The sequence below is a fragment of the Lysinibacillus sp. FN11 genome, from assembly GCF_024628845.1.
Lineage (GTDB): Bacteria > Bacillota > Bacilli > Bacillales_A > Planococcaceae > Lysinibacillus > Lysinibacillus capsici.
The window spans coordinates 651,340-673,193 of the sequence record NZ_CP102383.1; the positions used below are offsets into that span (position 1 = coordinate 651,340).

19 protein-coding genes, 1 pseudogene and 1 riboswitch are annotated in these 21,854 nt (G+C 35.4%); of the genes and pseudogenes, 17 read left to right on the forward strand and 3 right to left on the reverse strand.

Annotated elements, in window-relative coordinates:
- Positions 1 to 50: 50 nt before the first annotated feature.
- From NP781_RS03025 to cobT, 5 genes are all read left to right on the forward strand, one after another.
- Positions 51 to 1,463, forward strand: a complete 1,413-nt coding sequence (locus NP781_RS03025; RefSeq protein WP_257521340.1) for a PapB family radical SAM/SPASM ranthipeptide maturase — start codon at positions 51 to 53, stop codon at positions 1,461 to 1,463.
- Positions 1,447 to 2,310, forward strand: a complete 864-nt coding sequence (locus NP781_RS03030; RefSeq protein ID WP_221680431.1) for an ATP-binding cassette domain-containing protein — start codon at positions 1,447 to 1,449, stop codon at positions 2,308 to 2,310. Before NP781_RS03025 ends, NP781_RS03030 begins: the two co-directional genes overlap by 17 nt.
- Positions 2,311 to 2,986: 676 nt before the next feature.
- Positions 2,987 to 4,249, forward strand: a complete 1,263-nt coding sequence (locus NP781_RS03035; RefSeq protein WP_257521341.1) for an ABC transporter A family member — start codon at positions 2,987 to 2,989, stop codon at positions 4,247 to 4,249.
- Between the two features lie 39 nt (positions 4,250 to 4,288).
- On the forward strand, positions 4,289 to 5,983 hold the full coding sequence (locus tag NP781_RS03040; RefSeq protein WP_257521342.1) for an ABC transporter ATP-binding protein: 1,695 nt from the start codon (positions 4,289 to 4,291) through the stop codon (positions 5,981 to 5,983).
- Between the two features lie 96 nt (positions 5,984 to 6,079).
- Positions 6,080 to 6,256: riboswitch (cobalamin riboswitch) on the forward strand.
- A 91-nt stretch (positions 6,257 to 6,347) separates the two neighbouring features.
- Positions 6,348 to 7,403, forward strand: a complete 1,056-nt coding sequence (gene cobT, locus NP781_RS03045) for a nicotinate-nucleotide--dimethylbenzimidazole phosphoribosyltransferase (protein ID WP_257521343.1) — start codon at positions 6,348 to 6,350, stop codon at positions 7,401 to 7,403.
- 97 nt (positions 7,404 to 7,500) lie between these two features.
- Here cobT and NP781_RS03050 read toward each other — a convergent pair whose 3' ends face one another.
- Positions 7,501 to 8,106: a trimeric intracellular cation channel family protein gene (locus tag NP781_RS03050; RefSeq protein WP_257521344.1), complete on the reverse strand. Its 606-nt coding sequence runs from the start codon at positions 8,104 to 8,106 to the stop codon at positions 7,501 to 7,503.
- Between the two features lie 341 nt (positions 8,107 to 8,447).
- Here NP781_RS03050 and NP781_RS03055 point away from each other — a divergent pair, with 341 nt between their 5' ends.
- The 3 genes from NP781_RS03055 (at position 8,448) to glnA (ending at position 11,623) form a co-directional block, all read left to right on the forward strand.
- Complete coding sequence (locus NP781_RS03055; protein ID WP_257521345.1) at positions 8,448 to 9,701, forward strand: methionine gamma-lyase family protein; 1,254 nt, start codon at positions 8,448 to 8,450, stop codon at positions 9,699 to 9,701.
- A gap of 154 nt (positions 9,702 to 9,855) precedes the next feature.
- The gene (locus NP781_RS03060) at positions 9,856 to 10,233 is read left to right on the forward strand and encodes a MerR family transcriptional regulator (RefSeq protein WP_004225812.1); all 378 of its coding nucleotides are present in this window, start codon (positions 9,856 to 9,858) and stop codon (positions 10,231 to 10,233) included.
- Between the two features lie 55 nt (positions 10,234 to 10,288).
- Positions 10,289 to 11,623, forward strand: a complete 1,335-nt coding sequence (gene glnA, locus NP781_RS03065) for a type I glutamate--ammonia ligase (protein ID WP_004225810.1) — start codon at positions 10,289 to 10,291, stop codon at positions 11,621 to 11,623.
- Between the two features lie 98 nt (positions 11,624 to 11,721).
- Here the strand turns inward: glnA and NP781_RS03070 are convergent, their stop codons facing one another.
- Positions 11,722 to 12,033: a CotD family spore coat protein gene (locus NP781_RS03070; RefSeq protein WP_004225802.1), complete on the reverse strand. Its 312-nt coding sequence runs from the start codon at positions 12,031 to 12,033 to the stop codon at positions 11,722 to 11,724.
- 558 nt (positions 12,034 to 12,591) lie between these two features.
- Between NP781_RS03070 and NP781_RS03075 the strand changes: the two genes are divergently transcribed.
- From NP781_RS03075 to NP781_RS03095, 5 genes are all read left to right on the forward strand, one after another.
- A complete protein-coding gene (locus tag NP781_RS03075) occupies positions 12,592 to 13,602 on the forward strand; it encodes an ABC transporter substrate-binding protein (protein ID WP_257521346.1) in 1,011 nt (336 codons plus the stop codon).
- A gap of 123 nt (positions 13,603 to 13,725) precedes the next feature.
- Entirely contained in the window at positions 13,726 to 14,742 is a 1,017-nt protein-coding gene (locus NP781_RS03080; RefSeq protein ID WP_221680438.1) for a FecCD family ABC transporter permease, read from the forward strand.
- Positions 14,735 to 15,775 carry a FecCD family ABC transporter permease gene (locus tag NP781_RS03085; RefSeq protein WP_221680439.1) on the forward strand — a complete coding sequence of 347 codons (1,041 nt, stop codon included), beginning with the start codon at positions 14,735 to 14,737 and terminating at the stop codon, positions 15,773 to 15,775. Before NP781_RS03080 ends, NP781_RS03085 begins: the two co-directional genes overlap by 8 nt.
- A 47-nt stretch (positions 15,776 to 15,822) precedes the next feature.
- On the forward strand, positions 15,823 to 16,650 hold the full coding sequence (locus tag NP781_RS03090; protein WP_221680440.1) for an ABC transporter ATP-binding protein: 828 nt from the start codon (positions 15,823 to 15,825) through the stop codon (positions 16,648 to 16,650).
- Positions 16,647 to 17,408, forward strand: coding sequence for an IucA/IucC family C-terminal-domain containing protein (locus NP781_RS03095; RefSeq protein ID WP_257521347.1), 762 nt, complete (start codon positions 16,647 to 16,649; stop codon positions 17,406 to 17,408). The genes NP781_RS03090 and NP781_RS03095 overlap by 4 nt, the downstream gene beginning before the upstream one ends.
- Before the next feature lie 61 nt (positions 17,409 to 17,469).
- On the opposite strand, the gene NP781_RS03100 is transcribed toward NP781_RS03095, so the two are convergent.
- Entirely contained in the window at positions 17,470 to 18,042 is a 573-nt protein-coding gene (locus NP781_RS03100) for a TetR/AcrR family transcriptional regulator (RefSeq protein WP_257521348.1), read from the reverse strand.
- A 166-nt stretch (positions 18,043 to 18,208) separates the two neighbouring features.
- Here NP781_RS03100 and NP781_RS03105 point away from each other — a divergent pair.
- The 4 genes and pseudogenes from NP781_RS03105 to NP781_RS03120 all read left to right on the forward strand — a co-directional run bounded on the left by NP781_RS03105 (position 18,209) and on the right by NP781_RS03120 (position 21,812).
- Positions 18,209 to 19,131: pseudogene (locus NP781_RS03105) on the forward strand (DsbA family protein).
- Positions 19,132 to 19,145: 14 nt separating this feature from the next.
- The gene (locus tag NP781_RS03110; protein ID WP_004225776.1) at positions 19,146 to 19,472 is read left to right on the forward strand and encodes a monooxygenase; all 327 of its coding nucleotides are present in this window, start codon (positions 19,146 to 19,148) and stop codon (positions 19,470 to 19,472) included.
- 381 nt (positions 19,473 to 19,853) lie between these two features.
- Positions 19,854 to 21,209: a YjiH family protein gene (locus NP781_RS03115; RefSeq protein ID WP_257521349.1), complete on the forward strand. Its 1,356-nt coding sequence runs from the start codon at positions 19,854 to 19,856 to the stop codon at positions 21,207 to 21,209.
- 351 nt (positions 21,210 to 21,560) lie between these two features.
- Positions 21,561 to 21,812, forward strand: coding sequence for a phage holin (locus NP781_RS03120; protein WP_048391360.1), 252 nt, complete (start codon positions 21,561 to 21,563; stop codon positions 21,810 to 21,812).
- Positions 21,813 to 21,854: the final 42 nt, after the last annotated feature.

The window sequence follows — 21,854 nt, forward strand, 5'->3', positions numbered from 1 at the left end:
GAGTAAAATCATTATTTACTCTACATTGTATCAAGAAATGGGGGGTATTTATGATTGAATCTATGGAGAAAAAAATTAAAGTATCAAATTTTAAAGAGTTAGAAGTTAATCATAAAAAATATATTTATGTACCGAATACTAATGGTTTATTTGAAATAGATGATATTATTTATTCTATTTTATCAAGTGACAATAAAAGCATAGTGGAAGTTTTTAATCAATTAAAAGATAAAATAGCTGAAAATGAATTTAATAATATTATTGAATCACTAATAGAAAATAGGATTATCAATGATACTACTGATAGAAATGCTGTTAACGAAGAAAATGTTAAAAACATAAGTGCACTCACATTAATGATGGTCCAAGAATGTAATTTACGATGTAAATATTGTTACGCTGGTGACGGAGAATATAACGAAAAAGGCAGAATGTCTATAATTACAGCAAAATCAGCAATAGACTATTTGCTAGAACAGTCAGGTGATCGTGATGATCTATCCATTGTATTTTTTGGGGGTGAACCTTTATTAAATTTTCCAGTAATTAAGCAAGTAGTAGAATATGCAAATCACAAAGTAAAATTACATAATAAAAAAATTGGCTTTAGTATGACATGTAATGGAACGCTAATAAATAAAGAAATCACAAAATTTATTTTAGACAATAACATCGCTGTTCAAGTAAGTGTTGATGGGACTAAAAGCGAGCATGACATAAATCGTTTTTACGGAAATAAAAAGGGAAGTTATGATGTTATTTTAAACAGAACAAAAGAATTAAGGGAGCAAAAACAACTAGGAGTTAGGGCAACCATTACTCCGAATAATGTTGATTTGGTAAATATATATGAGCATCTATTCGACTTGAATTTTAGGAGTATCTATACTGCCCCAGCTATGCAGATGTTTACAGAAGATCAATTCATTGAATTGTCTAAAAGTTATGATGAATTAATTTGTTATTTCGAATATTTGGTAAATAAAAAAGAATATTATAAAGCAGTCAAACTCAATAATATAATGAAGAATTTAGAACGTATTCATATTGGACACGAATCAACATATTTTTGTGGTGCAGAGGTTAATTTTTTAGCAGTTGATATTAATGGTGATTTATATCCTTGTCATCGTTTTGTCAATAATAAAGAGTATAAACAAGGAAATATTTTTGAAGGAACATATTCCATTGCTAAGTCAAAATTTTTAGAAGAAGCACATGTTTCAAATAGATTAAATTGTAATAAATGCTGGGCAAAAAATTTATGTGGGGGTGGGTGTCACCATGAAAATTTAGAATCAACAGGTAAAGTAACGACACCACCTTTACATTATTGCATTTTAACTCAAAAGCAATTAGAAGCTACCTTGCATTTATATTTACGTTTATCAGATGAACAAAGAGAACTATTATTAGAAAAGAAAAATACAAGAGAGTTTGTTAAAAATGGAAATCAAAATTAAGAATTTAACAAAAATTTATAAAAATAAAAAGGTACTAGATAATGTCTCCTTAGAAATTCATAATGGTGTATTTGGTTTATTAGGGGAAAATGGAGCAGGAAAAACAACATTGATGGAAATAATCTCTACATTACTTCCATTTGATGACGGAGAAATTGAAGTTGCAGGGCTAAACGTAAAAAAAGAACCACTTAAGGTTTGTGAAATATTAGGTTATCTTCCACAGAAGTTCGATTTTTTCCCTAAGGTTACTTTAGAAGAGTCATTTGATTATTTATGTAAATTAAAAGGAATGAATAATAGCGCAAGCCGAAAACAGGAAATAAACTTAAGACTTCAAGAGGTGGGGCTATTAAGCGAACAAAAAAAATATATTCAAGAACTTTCGGGTGGTATGAAACAAAGATTTGGCATTGCTCAAGCTTTAATTGGTAATCCCAAAATAATACTTATTGATGAACCAACAGTAGGTTTAGATCCTCATGAGCGCATTTCCTTTAGAAATTTAATTACTCGGATTAGTCGAGATAAAATTATTCTGCTTTCAACCCATATTGTACAAGATATTGCTTCTACATGTAAAAATTTGATGGTGCTACAAAAAGGAAAAGTGAATTACTTAGGTAGTACAATAGACCTTATTAATAAAGTTCAAGGGAAGGTATGGCTTTATAATGTTTTAGATGATGAAATACCTCATGTGGATTTATTTGTATCTTTACAAGATAAAGGCAGCAGTATTGAGATTCGTTACATTGCAGATAGTCCGTTACAAGGAAGTATATCGACAGAGCCTACTCTAGAGGATGCATATATTTATATAAATAGAAAAGAGTTATCCATATGAGAGAATTACCTTTTTTAATAAACTTTGAATTAAAAAGACTCATAAAAAGTAGAGCTATTTCCGTCATTCTTATACTAATAATGTTGGTTCTTCCAATTATAATGAATAACTTAGACACTCAGGAAACTTTGATTGAAAAATGGTATGGAACACTTCAGTTACAAATGGTATTTTTACTTATTTTAATACCGAGTATGGTTTCTTATGTTTGGAAGGGGTATCTTCAATCTTTTGAAAGAGCAGTCATCCTACTAAAATTGACAAATAGATCGATGTATATAGTTGGAAAAATCGTAGCAGTTATTCTTTTTGTTTCAGTGTATCTATTTTTCTTCTACGTAGTTTTTTTTATCTTTTATGTAAATAAAGTTCCTATTAGCATTCTATTAATTACATTGTTTCAAGTCTTCCTTTCTATTTTCTACAGCATTACCTTTAGCTTTTTCATTTCCTTTTATTTGAAACGTACTGTATATCTACACATTTTACTAATAATATATTTGGTATTCAGCATTTATTTAAATTCTCCTTATTTTTCTATATGGTTTAATCCTGATTTTATACAACATCAAATGACTGACCTGCTATTTAATGTAAAGAGAGGTATTTTTCTAAGTATTGGCATACTATTTATGTTTGGAAATGTGTTGCTATTTAAAAGAAGGGTGAATGACAAATGAGAGATATCTTTTTATTTTGGTCGAAAGTGGTCTTACGAAGTGATTATTTGTTGACTTATTATGCTATCGTCATTCTATTATGTATCTCTCAGTATTTCTTTACAGTCAGTGATGCTCAAGCATTGATTCCTTTATATGGGATTTTCTCAAGTGTTTTAACGATTCAAATTATAACTTTGCATCAAAGGTATCATGTAGAGAAAATTTTAATGATTTCCCCAATATCGAATGGAAAGCTTTTATTATGGCAATGGGTTTTCAGCTTTATTTTGACCACCCCTGCAATTATGTTATTAGTTGGTTTTGTAAAGTTTGTATATGTAGAGACACCGATATATAAAATTCTCCTTATTGTTTTTGTTTTTCAGCTATTTACTATATCCATTCCATTTTTGATGGCAACAATTTTTAAAAATCAAGCAGTGTCTATAATTTTAATTGTCATCATTTATTTTTTATTAATGTTAATGCATGGTTATAGACTAGAAACGATTCAATATATAGCTCCTACTCTTAACTTTATGTATCCAGATTTCATTCATTACTTAAATGTTATAGGTGTTTTATCCGTTTGTTTGTGCTCTATATTGTTCGCGATTTTATTCAGCAGGAGGGCCACAAATAAAACGGAAAAGTGGATTGCTGGAATTATCACCAGTATGATGCTTTTCGTTCTATTAAGCTTACATTTTTATAATGGATATAAAGAAGAGGAACTGTTAAATAAACCTTATCAAAATTATCAATATAACGGGCTTACTATCCAATACAAAGGTGTGAGTATAGAAAAAGTGAAGAATTATGCGAATGTTTATAAAGACATTATTCAAATAATGGAGAGCTTCGGTGTCAACAACATTCCGTATCACACGCTGAAAATAACGAGGGTTTTTAGCCTTCCAGATAACAATAGTTTAGAAAATATTATTAGTAGTTCTGGCAACATCATTGAAATACGCCCGTATTCTAATAAATTTTTTGAATTTAATTATGGCTATAATATTATAGAAGACATGATAAATACATTAATGGATGAACAGTGGGAAACCAAGGAACAAACTAATTGCTATGAGGTTTTAAAAAGAACAATTGAGCAAAAGGTTATATACACCAACAAAAGCATGCTCTTTAGTGAGGCGAAAAAGAAGTCAGTAGAAAACTTGTTCATAAGTAATGAAAAAGATCCGTATATGGAAAAGTTTCTACAAATATTACAAGAAGAACCGAAAAATGCTTATCTGTATATCAAAAGGTTATAAGAAAACCTTAACTAAATCAGGGAGACAGAGTATTATTTCATGAAAATATTAGGTGAGGTATTTAAATATACAAAGCCATACAAAGCAAAATTATTTCAAGTAAATATTTTGATGGGCATTTCAATGATTTTAAGTATAGTACACCCCCTTTTATTTGGTAAATTTATTGATTCTATAACAGTAAAAGACCTCAATTCCGCATTCATAATTATAGTGTTTATGGCTTTTTTGTTTCTTTTTAATTTATTTTTTAAAGTAATCCAAAAATATTATTTAACGAAATTTGCCTGCTATCTACAAATGGATATTAAGTTAAAGATAATAAAAAGAATCATGGCTATGGACATGGATGAGTATCAATTAAAAGCAAAAGGTGAACTGATGAATAAAATAGAAAATGATACAAAGGCATTTTCTGAAGTAGTATCAGAGTTTTTAAATATTGTTGTAGATTTTATCAGTATAATAATTGTGTTCGTAATATTGATAAATCTTAATTTTATTTTAGCTAGTATTTTATTCATTGCTTGTCCTTTAGCACTTATCATTTTTAAATATTATGGAAAAAAAATAAGGATGACGGATACTGCCATCAAAAAAGATTTAGATTCTTATTTAACCTATCTGGGAGAAATACTGTCATCATTTAAATTATTTAAGATATTTAATAATGAGATAAACGCCATAGATAACTATCAAAAGAGAATTACCTTATTATACAAAAATACTCTTGATAAAATGCGTTTAAGTATAAAATCAGGATCAATAATAGAATTATTAAACTTTACAAGTTATTTGATTATCCTTATTATAGGTGCCTACTTTATTTATAAAGGCAGCCTCACCTTAGGAGTATTAATAGCATTCACAACCTATGCCAATAACTTTAGTCAGTCATTTTTAAGATTTTCTCAACTAAATTCCTTTTTACAAGAAGCAATTGTGTCTGTAAATAGAGTAAAAAACTTAATGGGAGACAATAAATACAATATAAGGAAATTGATAGTATCAGACTATGTAAATTCATCGCATCATTTTAGAAAAGACAAAATAGTGTTACGGAATGTAAGCTTTACCTATACTAATGCATTATCTCCAGTTTTAGAAAATATAAATTTCCAAATACCTTTGAAGAAAATTGTATTGATTAAGGGAGAAAGCGGATCAGGTAAATCGACATTATTGAATATATTATCAGGTTTATACATTAATTATCAGGGTGAAATATTTCTATCCAATCAAAATATTAGATATATTCCTAATGATGTTTATAGAAAAAGGGTATGTTTGGTAACGCAAGAGCATTTTATAATGACAGGGACAATAAGGGAAAATTTGTTATTAGCAAAGCCGAATGCAACGGATGAAGAATTAATTCAAATTTGTAAAATGGTTAACATTTATTCATATATAGAAACGTTGGACTATAAATTTGAAACTCTTATTGGGCATAATGGGCTTGAATTATCTACTGGGCAACAGCAAAGACTTTCAATAGCAAGATCGCTTCTAAGAGATGCGGATATCTATTTGTTTGACGAGATTACTTCTGCGCTTGATAAAGACAACCAAATAAATATAGAAACATTACTTTTATATTTAAATAAAGAAAAACAAAAGACTGTTATATTGGTTACTCATCACCCTGTTTTAATAAGTGAAGCAGATAAAATATTTGAAGTTAATAACAATCAGGTGAACGAGAGGGATTCATTTGTTGTTACAAGCTCTTAATAAGCCTAAATTGTTTGAATAGCTGGTTGTACTAAGTTAACACTCAAAAAAATTTTTCCTCTTGACACTAAAAAAGTTGTAAAGTAGATTTAACATAATTACATAAAAGCAATAGGTGCCCACTTGGGAGAATAGGGAATAAAGTGAAAAGCTTTAGCGGACCCGCCACTGTATAAGGGAGTTTCATAGTGTATGCCACTAGCGAATTGCTGGGAAGGTGCTATGAGATGTTGAACTTGAGCCAGGAGACCTGCCTACATGCTTTAGAAGATATAGATGATGGAAAAGTCTGTAGTTTATTTGTCATGACAATAAACTACAGATTTTTTATTTTGTCTCAATGAGAACGAGAGGAGAAATAATCATGCAATTATTACAAGATACGATTCAAAATATTCAAGGGGTTGATATGAAAAGTATGGAGCAGGCTAGAAAACGGATTGATGGGCTTTGTAAGCCCCCAGGTAGCTTGGGTAAACTAGAATCACTTGCTGTACAGCTCTCTGGGATAACAGGACACTTATATCCGATGATCGACAAAAAGGTGATGATTGTTTGTGCTGCAGATCATGGTGTTTGCGAGGAAGGTGTAACCACGAATCCACAAGATGTGACGGTCTTTCAAACATTAAATTTTCCTGAGGGAGGTACAGGCGTTTGTGCGATTGCGGGCATTACCAATGCAAAGGTTGTCACAGTAGATGTTGGGGTAAAAGAAGATATTCCACTTGATGCAGGAGTCCTTATTCATAAAATTAAATACGGTACCGATAACATGGCACAAGGTCCAGCTATGGCCAAACAAGAAGCCATTCAATCGATAGAAGTAGGAATCCAGGTGGCCACTGAGGAAATCATAAAAGGTGCTGATGTACTTGGGACTGGAGAAATGGGCATCGGCAATACAACACCAAGTGCTGCGATATTAGCTGTTTTGACGGGATGCAAGCCTATCGAAGTAACGGGGTTTGGTGCAGGAGTAGGCCAAGGAGGCATTGCCTATAAAGCAGCAGTTATTGAAAAAGCAATTACCTTAAATAAGCCTAATCCAAATGATGTTATTGATGTTCTGGCTAAGGTTGGAGGATTAGAGATAGGGGCGATGACAGGCATTATACTTGGCGCTGCTGTCCATCGTAAACCTGTTGTCATTGATGGATTTATTTCAACTATTGCCGCGCTCATTGCTTATAAGCTAGAACCAAAAGTAAAAGATTATATTATTCCTTCCCATGCCTCAGAGGAACCAGGGGCTAAAATTGCCGCTGCATTACTTGGCATTGAACCAATGTTGTACATGAATATGCGTTTAGGTGAAGGTTCTGGAGCAGCATTAGCCTTTCCTATTTTAGATGCAGCTTGCTCGATGATGAAAAACATGGTGACTTTAGAAGAATCAATGCAGTTGTTAAAAAGGTAAGTTAAATGTCTCTTTTTTAATCATATAAGGAATGAAACATTAGCTAAAACAATAAAACAGCCAATGACTTAATTTTTGGTCATTGGCTGAATGGTGTTTATGCTTGATTTAATTTACGTAATGGCAAGCGCCACTTCATCATATAGGAAAGAATACGTAAAGCTGTAATCACTGCGAATAAAATATAAAGGAAAATGTCCCCTGTAAAAACCTCGAAGCCGATTAACAGTCCAGCAAGAGCTGCCCAAACTCCATAAACTTCATCACGGAGAACTAATGGTTTTCTTCTAGCTAATAAATCTCGTACAATACCACCACCTGAACCTGTCAAAACAGCAGCTACAATGACTGCGCTCACTGGCATATCAAGCTTGACAGCATAGAGTGCGCCTTGAATAGCGAATGCTGATAAGCCAATCGCATCTGTGAAGTTACCCCAACGATGCCAATGTTGAATCAGATGATGTGGAAAAATAAAGAATATCGTAATCGCAGCAAGCGCTATTTGAAACATCATATCCTGTCCCCAAAGTGTTGTGACAGGTAGTCCAATGAGTAAATTTCGAATAGCTCCTCCACCAAAAGCAGTCACAATACCAAGTATATATACACCGAATAAATCGTATTCTTCTTCCATGGCAATAATTGCCCCAGAAATAGCAAAGGCAATTGTTCCTATGATACTAAAAACCTCCCAAGCCATCCCTTTCACCCCTTCTATCAATAAATAAACTTTTTTAAAAGTTAAAAGACGTTTTACGTAACAGAATTTATGAATTTAATAGCCAAAATCGGTCATTAAATACGCTTCTTGAAATGAGTCCGCACATTAGCTTAGCGTAAAATCCTCTTAGAAACAATAGGCAAGTTTTACAGGTGCACATACAAATTGATAAAATGTGATTAAAATAAAGAAAAACATTCGTCAAAAGCGTTCATATACCAGTAGTTGGTTAGGAAATTCTAGAGTGATTGAAGTCAATTTAGATAGTTAATAAATCTTACTGATTGAAATGCGAGACATTGTGAAATGGAGAAGAAAGAATGACGTTTACATCAAATTTATCAATAGAAACGCTATCGTTAGCGGCAAAAGTAGAGGAGCAAGTTCGGCCTTATCATGCCAAGGTAGAAGAAATGGCATTCTACAATCAGCAGAAGGTGCTAGCAGCTTTCAGAAAGCATCAAGTAAGTGATTATCATTTACATCCATCAAACGGCTATGGCTATGATGATGAGGGACGGGATAATCTAGAGCGTGTTTATGCGGAAGTATTTGGTGCAGAGGCAGCCATAGTCCGACCACAAATTATTTCAGGCACACATGCAATCACGCTTAGTCTATTTGGTGTTTTACGTCCTGGTGATGAGCTGCTTTATATTTCTGGTCAGCCATATGATACATTGCAATCCATTGTCGATGGTGGTGATAAAGATACAGGTTCACTAAAAGATTATAAAATCGGTTATCGACATGTGGATTTACTAGATAACCAGGCCATTGATTGGGTAGGTGTAGAAGCGGCCATTACAGCACAAACCAAAATGATCGCGATTCAACGTTCAAAAGGCTATGCAACACGTCCATCCTTTACAATTGAAGAAATTGCAGATATGTGTGTAAAGGTACGTAAAATAGCCCCGAAAGCTGTTATTTTTGTAGATAACTGCTATGGCGAGTTTGTAGAGGCGCAGGAACCTACAGAGGTCGGTGCTGACTTAATGGCAGGCTCGCTCATTAAAAATCCAGGTGGAGGCTTGGCTAAAATTGGTGGCTATATTGCTGGCCGCGCAGATTTAGTGGAGAAATGTGCTTATCGTATGACATCTCCAGGTATTGGCGCAGAAGCGGGGGCCACATTAAATACACTAGGTGATTTTTATCAAGGATTTTTCCTGGCACCACATGTTGTATCGCAAGCACTAAAAGGGGCGATATTTACAGCTGCAATGCTCGAGGAAATCGGCATGAGCACTTCTCCGAGCTATGATGCGAAGCGTACAGATTTAATTCAATCAGTATCATTCCAAACAGCACAGCAAATGATTGACTTTTGTCGGGAAATACAAGCGAACTCACCGATAAATGCCCATTATGCTCCTGAACCAGCCTATATGCCAGGCTATGAAGATGATGTCATTATGGCGGCGGGGACATTTATTCAAGGGTCTAGCATTGAGCTAACAGCGGATGGCCCAATACGACCGCCATATACAGCATTTATCCAGGGCGGACTAACATATGAACACGTTAAATTTGCAATTTGCAGTGCGGTTCAAGCCATTCAAAAAGCATAACAAGACAATAGATAAAGCCTAAATATGAATAGTTTTTTACAATTTTTAATCTGATTGAAAAAAATAGTGCCAACCATGTTAGATAACCTTACATGGTTGGTTGACAGTAAAAAAATTTCGTTATATGATAAGCGGGTATTGGAGGAGGACTTAAATGAGTCGTGAAATTAGACGAACTATGCCGTTATTATCGATGAGTATCGTGATGCAATTAACAGAGCTTTCGGCAAGACAAATTCGTTATTATGAAGAACACCATTTAATTGAGCCGCACCGAACAGAAGGCAATCGACGTATGTTTTCACTAAATGACGTCGATACATTGCTTGAGGTTAAAGACTACTTAGAACAGGGTATGAATATGGCGAAGATTAAAAAAATATTTGCTAAAAAGAAAAATCCTGTTGCAACAACTGATGAGCAAGACTTAAGTGATTCAGAATTACGACAAATTATGCGCGAAGAAATGCGTCAAGCACAGCGCATGCAAAAATCGTCCATCCGAAGAGGGGATTTATCTCGATTCTATTAATAAATAGGGTAGGGTAAACATAAAAGCTAGACAAATTATAGGAGTGTGGAAAACTGTGGGTAAATACACAAAAGAGGACATTAAACGTCTCATCGAAGAAAAAAACGTAAGCTTTATTCGTTTACAATTTACAGATATTCTTGGCACTATCAAAAATGTTGAGATTCCTGTAAGTCAATTAGACAAAGCACTTGAAAATAAAATGATGTTTGATGGCTCATCTATTGAAGGTTTCGTTCGAATCGAAGAATCTGATATGTATTTATATCCTGATCTTGATACTTTCGTAGTATTCCCTTGGACTTCTGAAAAAGGGAAAGTAGCACGTTTTATCTGTGATGTATACACTGCGAAAGGCGAACCGTTTGCTGGTGACCCACGTAACAACCTAAAACGAATTCTTAAAAAAATGGAAGAAATGGGCTTCTCAAGCTTTAATTTAGGGCCTGAGCCAGAGTTCTTCTTATTCAAATTAGATGCAAAAGGCGAACCAACCTTAGAAGTAAATGACCATGGTGGTTATTTCGATTTAGCGCCAACAGATCTTGGTGAAAATTGCCGTCGTGATATCGTGTTAGAGCTAGAAGAAATGGGCTTTGAAATTGAAGCATCACACCATGAGGTAGCTCCAGGACAACACGAAATCGACTTTAAATATGCGGATGCTGTTACTGCGTGTGATAACATCCAAACATTCAAATTAGTGGTTAAAACAATCGCTCGTAAACATGGCTTGCACGCTACATTTATGCCAAAACCACTATTTGGTGAAGCAGGCTCTGGTATGCACTTTAACGTGTCGCTATTTAAAGGTAAAGAAAATGCATTTTATGATGAATCTACAGAATTAGGTCTTTCTGAAACAGCTATGCAATTCATGGCGGGTGTTCTTGCACACGTACAAGGTTTCACAGCTGTAACAAACCCAACAGTTAACTCTTATAAACGTCTAGTACCAGGTTATGAAGCACCATGTTATGTAGCATGGTCTGCACAAAACCGTTCACCATTAATTCGTATTCCATCTGCGCGTGGCCTTTCAACTCGTGTTGAAGTACGTTCTGTAGACCCTTCTGCAAACCCATATTTAGCGATGGCTGTTATTTTAGAAGCAGGTCTTGAAGGTATTCGTCAAAGCCTAACTCCACCTGCTGCTATTAACCGCAACATCTATGTGATGTCGGAAGAAGAGCGTCAAGCAAATGGTATTGAAAACCTACCTGCAGCACTTGATGATGCACTAACATTACTTGCTAAAGATCAAGTAGCACAGGAAGCACTAGGTGAGCATATTTATGCAAACTTTAAAGAAGCAAAAGAAATCGAGTTCGATATGTACCGTACAACTGTTCATCAGTGGGAACGCGATCAATATTTAAAAATGTATTAATCATAAAGATACCGAGTCCCTGATAAAGGTGACTCGGTTTTTTTCTGAACATATTAGGAACGATGGGGTCATATGACAACCCCATCGTTATTTTAGTATTAGCGCATATGTTTATGATGGTGTGGCATAGGCATATGGCAAGGGTTAGGTGGCATACCGCACATTGTATGTGTTTCACAGCATTCATTCACGACAGATTCTGTGCATGGGAAATAGTACTGATGATCAATCATATGTTTGTTGACTGTTGTAACATGTGCAGGTTGTACGTGTGGAACAACCGTATGGATATAATTTGTGCGTACATATTGCTCTGGTGGTAAAAATTGTGGTGGATCATATTGCATTGGCATCATTTGTGGCGGACAGCAGTGTGGACCTTTTGCCGGATGGCGTCTTCGTTGAAACATGTTATTACCTCCTGTTTTGATAAGTTGTAGTTCATTATTAAGATATGAGATATACGTCGATAGGGTCTATTTATTTGCCTATTAATGCATAGGTAAATCTAACAAGTAACTAAAATAGTAGAAAATCTATAATCAATTTGCCTACGTCTTTGAGTGAAATGAAAGCATGACATATTGTTGAAAAAAGATGATGTCAACGGCAGGAAAAGCAATTTTGCGGGCGAGGCATTTTCCGTTCCATCATTGTCCTTTCCAAAGGGCGATGATCCTCCCCTCAATCATGCTGCAAAACTTCTTTCATACTAACAGTAGTGAACAAAATAGCACATATTTTCGAAGTGAAAAGTAAAAGCCTCTAACAACCATCCACTTGCTTTTTTTTCAACGCGATGAATAGGTTTTTTAAATAACGTTCTTCCTAGCGGCATAATGTAAAATAAATTTTTATTGAAAAAGTATGTTTTTTGAAAAAATAGATATTGTCAATAAAACAATCGTACAGTATACTCTTTAATTGATAATGATTATCGTTGTCGATTATTTCTTAGGAGGAAATGTATGCCAAAATTATCACTGCAGAAAAAGAACTTTTTTGTACTGTTCACACTACTATTAACCTTCGCGTTATTATTAGTTGGGTGTGGGGAGAAAACATCGAACTCCAGTAGTTCACAAGAGAACGACAAAGCAGAAGAAAGTAACACAGAATCAAAATCTTCTAGTCGTGAGATTACACATGCAATGGGTACTACAACGATTGAAGGCACACCTACAAAAATCGTTACACTATATCAAGGCGCAACAGATGTTGCAGTAGCTATGGGCATTAAGCCAGTTGGGGTAGTAGAATCTTGGGCTGAAGCGCCTGTTTATAATTATATGAAGAATGAGCTTGATGGCGTTGCAATTGTAGGACAAGAAACACAACCAAACCTTGAAGAAATTGCAAAGCTTAAACCAGATTTAATTATTGCTTCTAAAGTACGTCATGAAGAAATTTATGATCAGTTATCGCAGATTGCTCCAACAGTTGCTCATGAAACAGTTTTCGATTTCAAAGGAACAGCTGAAATGATGGGTCAAGCAATGAATCAAGAAGATAAGGTGAAAGAATTACTTGGCGATTGGGATACGCGAGTAGCTGATTTCCAAACAAAAATCAAAGAGAAGCTTGGCGATAAATGGCCATTCCATGTTTCTGTTGTCAACTTCAGAGCAGACCATGCTCGTATTTATGTGACAGGTTATGCGGGTTCTATTTTATCTGAGCTTGGATTCCAAGGTCCTAAAAATTTAACAGATGATTCTTTAGAAATTGTGAAGCTAACGGACAAGGAAAGTATTACCCAAATGAATGCTGATGTTATTTATATGTTTATGGAAAATGATGAGACAGTGAAAAAAACTTATAAAGATTGGACAAACCATCCACTTTGGAAAGAGCTTGACGCAGTGAAAGCGAATCAAGTTTATCAGGTAGATGAAATCAATTGGAATCTAGCAGGTGGTATTACTAGTGCTAATTTAATGTTAGATGATATTTATGACAAGTTTGAATTAGAAAAATAGTGAATGAAGGATGGGCTGTTAAAAGTGTTAGAGAATACTTGAATAACAGCCCTCTCATTGTAGTGTTTGAGCATAATTGAAACCTACATAAGATAAATTGTGGATCAAGAAAGTTGGCATAACATGAGAATTATTCTTTCCAGTAGACCGATGAAACAAATAGGTTTACTCATCAGCTGTTTGATTCTTTTGCTGGCATTTATAATCAGCATAGCTATTGGTCAAACGTCCATACCTTTTTCGTCAATCTATGATGCTATTTTTCATTTTGATGCTGCTAATAAGGAGCATGTCATTATTCGAACATCTAGATTTACAAGAGCTGTGATCGCTACAGTAGTTGGCGCAAGCCTTGCCATTGCGGGTGCATTAATGCGAGCATTAACAAGAAATCCTTTAGCAGCTCCTGATATTTTAGGTATTAATGCAGGGGCCATATTTTTTATTGTCAGTGCTATTACTCTTTTTTCCGTTCAGTCTTTAATGAGCTATATGTGGATTGCCTTTTTAGGGGCAGGTGCAGCGGGAGCAATGGTTTTTTTCCTAGGCTCATTAGGAAGAGATGGGTTAACACCGATAAAAATAGTATTAGCTGGTGCAGCGATTACAGCTCTATTTGTCTCGTTTACGCAGGGGCTTTTAGTCATCGATGAACAAGGTTTACAAAGTGTCCTGTTTTGGTTAGCAGGTTCTGTATCGGGGCGTAGTATTGAAATGCTTGTGCCTGTCCTACCGTTTGTTTTAGGAGTGACAGTTGTGGCAATATTTATGGGGCGTTCAATCAATATTTTACAATCAGGAGATGATATTGCCAAAGGATTAGGACAACGAACAATGATCACGAAAATCTCGCTAGGCATAATTATTATCATACTTGCAGGTAGTTCAGTAGCTGTTGCAGGTTCAATAGGCTTTATTGGCTTGATTGTCCCTCATATGGCGATCCATCTTGTTGGCACGGATTATCGCTGGATTATTCCCTACAGTGCCGTGTTGGGAGCAATATTGCTACTGTTGGCTGATATTGCGGCAAGATATGTGATTATGCCATTGGAAATGCCGATTGGTGTCATGACTGCCTTAATCGGAGCTCCTTTCTTCATTTATATTGCACGAAAGGGGTTAGCAAAAAATGCCTAATTATGTGACAGTACGAACGAAATCTAATCGTATATCTTTTCAAATTGCTAAAAGATCGGCTTGGATACTATTACTATTAAGCTTATTATTAGTCATCATAACGGTTCTGGGTTTATCTGCTGGTAGTGAGTTTATTCATCCAGTGACAGTGGTGAAAGAATTGATGGGCTATGGGAATGGAGATTATGATTTTGTCTTACATACATTAAGGCTCCCGCGTGTCTTAATGGCCTTATTAGTTGGTGCTGCGCTGGGAGTTGCCGGTTTAATTTTACAAGGAATTATTCGTAATCCTCTTGCTGCCCCAGATATTATTGGTGTAACGAGCGGAGCATCGATGGGTGCAATTATTTTTATCGTGTACTTTATGGGATCAGTCAGCATTCAATTTTTACCGTTAGCTGCTATATTAGGTGCTGGTATTGTCTCCTTCATCATTTATCTACTGTCATGGAGAAAAGGAGTCACACCCATTCGTATGGTATTAATTGGAATTGGCATCTCAGCCTTAGCAAAGGCAGTTGTGACGATGCTGCTTGTGATCAGTAATGTAGCCGCTACAACGAAGGCTTATTTATGGCTGACAGGTAGTTTGTATGGGGCTAATATGCAGGATGTCTATTTGCTATTACCATGGCTAGTCATTTTAGTGCCACTAACATTTATTTTAGCAAGAACGGTGAATGTGAAGGAATTAGGCGATGAAATAGCGATAGGGCTAGGCGTAAAAGTACAAGTGTATCGTGTACTTTTTCTACTCATTAGTGTAATGCTAGCTGGTTCTGCAGTAGCTTTTGCTGGTGGCATTGCCTTTGTTGGATTAGTGGCTCCTCATATGAGCAGAATGCTTGTAGGGCGTTCCTTTGCAGGATTAATTCCTGTGGCAGCTATTATAGGTGGAATCATTGTCATTGTAGCTGATATTGTGGCACGCACAGCCTTTTTACCAAAGGATTTACCTACAGGGGTCTTTACTGCTGCAATTGGCGCACCATTCTTTATTTATTTATTATTTAGAACGCGCAATCAATAAAGCTCCATGTTAAAAAGTTAAAAGCGGGAGAAGAAGGTGACAGGATTTTGAAAAATGTCTTAGAAGCACAAAATTTACATGTAAGCTATGGAGAAAATCTTATTTTAGAGGATTTGAATCTTCAAATACCAAAAGGAAAAATTACAGTACTAGTTGGGGCCAACGGTTGTGGAAAATCTACACTACTTCGGACATTTGCACGACTACAAAAAGCGAAGTCGGGTGAAATTTTTTTAGATGAGAATAAACTAGAGGCCATTTCAACGAAAGAGGTGGCGAAACGTTTAGCTATTCTGCCGCAGGGCCCTGTTGCACCAGAAGGATTAACTGTTCAGCAATTGATTAAGCAAGGTCGTTATCCACACCAGAGCTGGTTAAAGCAATGGTCTACAGAGGATGAAAATATTGTAAACAATGCGCTTGCAGTAACGCAGATGACTGAATTTGCCGATCGTCCAGTAGATGCATTATCAGGTGGTCAGCGGCAGCGTGTATGGATTGCTATGACATTGGCTCAAAAAACAGATCTTATTTTACTAGATGAACCTACAACTTATTTAGATATGGCTCATCAAGTAGAAATTTTAGATTTACTATTTGATTTAAATGAAAATGAAGGGCGTACCATCGTTATGGTATTACATGATTTAAACTTAGCCTGTCGCTATGCCCATCATATTGTGGCGGTGCGTAATAAACAGGTTTATGCCCAAGGGAAGCCAGAGGAAGTGGTGACAACAGAGATGGTCCAGACTGTTTTTCGTATGGATTGTACCATTATTAAAGACCCGCTCTTTGGTACACCTTTATGTGTGCCACATGGCAAGGGGCGAACAGTTCAATCAGTGGAATTAGAGGAGGTAGGGATCTGTTGAGCCTCACACTGTCAGCTGAAGAAACATCAGTGTTACTAAGAGACTATCGATTGGCGATAGAGCCTGCAGTAGATGCTACATACTCTTTATATGCTAAAAATTTATTGGACAATGAACAAGCTCTAGATTATTTACAAAAAATTGCCCATTTCTTTCAATCGCCCTCTATCCTAGTTACGGCATCGTTATTTGCGAAGCGCTATAGTGTCTTAACGATAGCTTCAGCATTCTATGCTATGTCCAGATACGATAAAGGACTACATTGCAGAATTGAAAATATGTGGGTAGAAGCGGAATATGCAAAACCTTGGCTTCCTACTATTCGGCTAATTGATCGCACAGTGTCAATACCTACTGAAGACCGTGAAAAATGGCGTGATGAGGTTCTTGGAGAAATCTTTGCGAATAATTTAGCGAAGGTTTGGCGGTCATTAGCGAAAATAAGTAAAATCCCAAAAACAATCTTATGGGAAAACACAGCTATTTATGTGAATTGGCTCTATGAAACAAAAATAGGGGAAGGGGCCAGCGAGCAAGAAAAGGCTCGTATACAAGAGGATTATCACTATATTGTAAACCTAGCACCAGGCTCCATTTTTGGAGAAAGGAAAAATCCTTTGACGAACTACTGTGGTCCTAAAGTGAAAATTATGGAATCGGAGCAACCTGTACGCTTGAGAAAAACATGTTGTTTCTATTATCATACCTCTGATGAAGCAAATGATTTTTGTATCTCCTGTCCAAAAATAAAAAGATGATCATAACACAAAATCTCTAACCACCAAAAGTGAGTAAACACTTATATCATTTCATAAGTGTTTACTCACTTTTATGTTGATCATCAATACCTGCCAATAAATAAGGAATTACAGGTTTGATAAATTCTTCGGGTTGTATCTCCTGATTGCTAGTTCTCCATTCTATAGAAGCCCCATAGATTCCCCAGCTTAATATTACAGCAGTCATTTTTAGCGCTTCGTTCTCTGTCGCTGCATTTTGTTTCAATAACATTTTGTAAAAGATAATTTCAAGCTGCTCTCTAATAATTCGAGCAATTGTCTCTTCATAGCCTCTATGACAACGATTAGACAATGACTTTTGAAAATTAGTTATCGCTTTAAAGAGAATAATGAAAGCGCCTTCATTAAGTTCGTTATACTGTAGAAAGTCATCATTCAAATTAATTAATAATACTTCTGACAGTACCTTCTCTAACAAATCATATATATCTTCAAAGTGATAATAAAAAGTCGCACGATTAATCATGGCCTCTGTCGTAATATCCTTAACCGTTATATCCTTGAACTCTTTTTTACTAGAAAGTGCAATGAAAGAATCCATGATTAATTTACGAGTCCGTATAACACGAAGATCTGTCTTAGATGAGGTCATTACTTAGCACTCCTTTTTAAACAATTTCTAAAAAGTGTTGTATAAACAACAATTCAAATAAATTATTGGTTTAATGATGGTTTTATTATGAATAAAATACAACTGTAAGGCAAATAAGAGCGTTATATATTTATTCTTAACGAAAGTAAGAAAAGGGGATAGTCAATTGAAGAATCATCCAATGGTTTGTGATTTAGAGACAGGTGTATGTGGAGTAGCTAGCGAGGATGAATTGGGGATGATTGATTTTAATCAACCAAAGAAATCCGTTGAAGTATACTATGTAACTGATCCAATATGTTCTCATTGTTGGGCACTCGAACCCGTTCTTCGACGTTTTATAGAGCAGTACGGACACTATTTTAACTTTCATACGATTATGGGAGGATTACTAGAAAAATGGGGTGATGGTCCAGTAGACCCTGCAAATGGAATATCAGGACCTGCGGACGTGGTAGGACACTGGAGAGAAGTTGGAGAATATTATCGCATGCCAATAGATGGAACAGTGATGATGAATAATCCAGTGCAATCATCCTATCCGCCATCTCGTGTTTTTAAAGTGATTCAAAAAAATCAGCATGATGCTACAGCATTTGAATATTTGCGCAGAGCAAGAGAAGCGTTATTCATATTTAATGAAAATATTGCAGAGGAATCCGTTATGATTGACATTGTAAATAAGCTGGGGCTTGATGGAGGGGCTATTGTACATGAATCAGAACAAACAAGCGGGCAACAGTTATTAAATGAAGATTTTGATCTTGCAAGAAATCTAGGCGTAAGAGGATTTCCAACTATTATTATGATGAATGAGGATAATAAAGGCTTAAAAATTGTTGGTGGACGTCCATTTGTAAACTATGTTGAAGGACTAAAACAAGTTCTCAATTTTGAAGAGCTGCAACCAAAACAACAGCCATCTCTTTTAAGCTTACTTGAAAAAGAAAAACTTCTATTTTCTAAAGAAATTGAAGTCATGTATGATTGGGAAAAGTCAGAGGCTATAGCTTATGTGAAAAAGAGCTTTCATCAGATCAATATGAAATGAAGGAAATGCTCGGTGAATGTTATATTACTACTAAATAATGAGGAGAATGGCAATGACATACGTATTACAGGTAGATTTTAAATTGGATGGACCATTTGGTGATGAGATGGCAGAAGCGTTTTCTGATTTAGCAAAAAGTATTTATGAAGAGGAAGGACTTTTGTGGAAAATTTGGACAGAGAGCCCTGAAACAAACGAAGCAGGCGGCATCTACCTATTCGAATCTAAACGCACAGCTGAACAATATATAGAAATGCATTCCAAAAGGCTAGCTGAATTTGGAATCACTACTATCAACGCAAAAATCTTTGCTATCAATTCAAAACTAACTGAAGTCACGAAGGGTCCAGTAAAACAATTAAAAAAAGCTGATGCATAGTAGAATTGCTAGCTAAATCAAAGGAGTCTAATTTCTAATTAAGAAGTTAGACTTTTCTATATTTAAGGATGAATAAATATTCAGAATATTGTGAGGTTGAACCAAATATGTTGTAGCGTTTACAATAGTTTTATAACACGTTTATGGTATAAAAACATGAATAATGTGAGTGTTATTCTATTTAATGCTCAATACTTCAAAGCTTTTATAATAGTCCTATAACAGAAGGAGGGATGAGATGTTGAATGAAAACAACATATTTTTGCTTGTATAGTAGTACAACAATTGATAAATAAATGTTTCTTATAAACACTATTTTAATTGTTGGAATGCAAAATACATAAATTATTGAGATAAAAAGAGATGAGGTTTTAGAAAAAAATGAAAAAGTATTCTGTTGCTACATATTATTCCTTCATTATTCCTTCTTTAATTGGTATCTTTCTATTTATGACCCCCATTTTAACGGAAGAGGGATGGAAAGTACCCATTGCCATATTAGCTAATGTTTTAGCGGGGATAGTGGCTCCAATCATTAGCTATTTTACAATTGGAATGTTCGCCATTTCTGCAATTGGTGCACTCATAGCGAAATTTATACCACGTAAAAATACTAAAGAACCTAGTATTTTAGATACATTGTTTTATGTTAATTGGTTTTGGACAATTACTCGTATTATCGGTTTAGCCTTTGCTTCAATGGTGGTCTTCAATTTTGGACCTTCTGCCATCAATAATGAAAATACGGGTGGACTCCTAATGGATCCAAATGAGGGGCTTGTGACGTTTTTATTTACCATTTTTTTGTTTGCAGGTTTCCTTTTACCATTTTTAACAAACTTCGGTTTACTTGAATTTTTCGGGACAATGATGGTGAAAATTATGCGGCCACTGTTTAAAAGTCCAGGACGTTCTTCAATTGATGCTCTTACGTCATGGGTTGGAGATGGCACAATAGGTGTGTTAATGACCAGTAAACAATATGAGATGGGGAACTACACAAAAAAAGAAGCTGCGATTATTGCCACAAGTTTCTCAGTAGTGTCCATCACATTCTGTATCGTTGTATTGGATACTGTACATTTGGCACGCTATTTTATTCCTTATTATTTGACAGTAGTACTTTGTGGAATTGTATTAGCCATTATTATGCCTCGAATCTATCCCCTTGCGAAAAAGGAGGACACGTACATAGATGGGACACCAGTAGATTATTCACGTGAGAAATTACCAGAGGGCTATAATTCTGTCTCACATGGCTTAGAAAATGCACTTGCTATTGCGCATGCAAATCGTGATCCTCGACAATTTTTCAAAGATGGCTCTAGAAATGTAATTGATTTATGGGTGGGTGTTGCCCCTATCGTTATGGCTTTTGGGACAATTGCCTTAATGCTTGCTGAATTTACAAGTATTTTTGTGATTTTAGGAAAACCGTTCGAGCCAATTTTAACCGTTCTTGGCTTGCCGGAAGCGGCTGAAGCAGCGCAAACAATGGTCGTTGGCTTTGCCGATATGTTTCTACCTTCTATTTTAGGTGCAGGGATTGAATCGGATGTTACTAGATTTGTTATTGCAGTTGTTTCTGTGTCACAGCTGATCTATATGTCTGAGGTAGGTGGACTTATTTTAGGTACAAAAATTCCATTGAAATTTTTGGATTTAGTCGTCTTATTTATACTACGTACGCTTATTTCTCTTCCAATCGCTGCATTGGTTGGTCACCTACTCTTCTAACTAAAATGCCAAGTCTTAAATGGACTTGGCATTTTTCATGTTGTTAAAAAAGGTAATATCAACGGTAGAAAATTTTTTGACACCATAAAAAATGGGAAGGTAGCTGGTATTGGTAGGGACGTTTCACTTACTCCTTTTCCATTATTCTTCTCGAAATCGAGGCAACCTTACAAAATATATGAATATGTTACTCATGATAAACCTCCCCATGCCTTCTATTTTTTGAAAATAGCTTGCATCGCAAAATATTATCAAAAAATCCTAGTAACTTGGCAAGAGTTCCATTTTTGCATATGTGTCACATAACCACTATGCATATACTGTGGCAAGAGGGGGGGGAGGTGAGCTTTTATGAGAATTAACTGGAAGGTTCGTCTTCAACATATTCCATTTCTACTAGGGCTATTTTCATTGTTGCTCTTACTTGCACAACAAGTGGCTGCAATTTTTGGCTATGATTTTACAGGTGTGATGAGTGAACAAATATCATCTATTTTAAATACAGTCTTATCCATTTTTGTGTTAATGGGGGTCATTGTCGATCCAACCACACGGGGCACTAGTGATAGTGAACGTGCCTTAATGTATCGGAGACCGAGATAAAATGAACGAAAAGTGTAATTTTACAATAAGGATAAATATGTT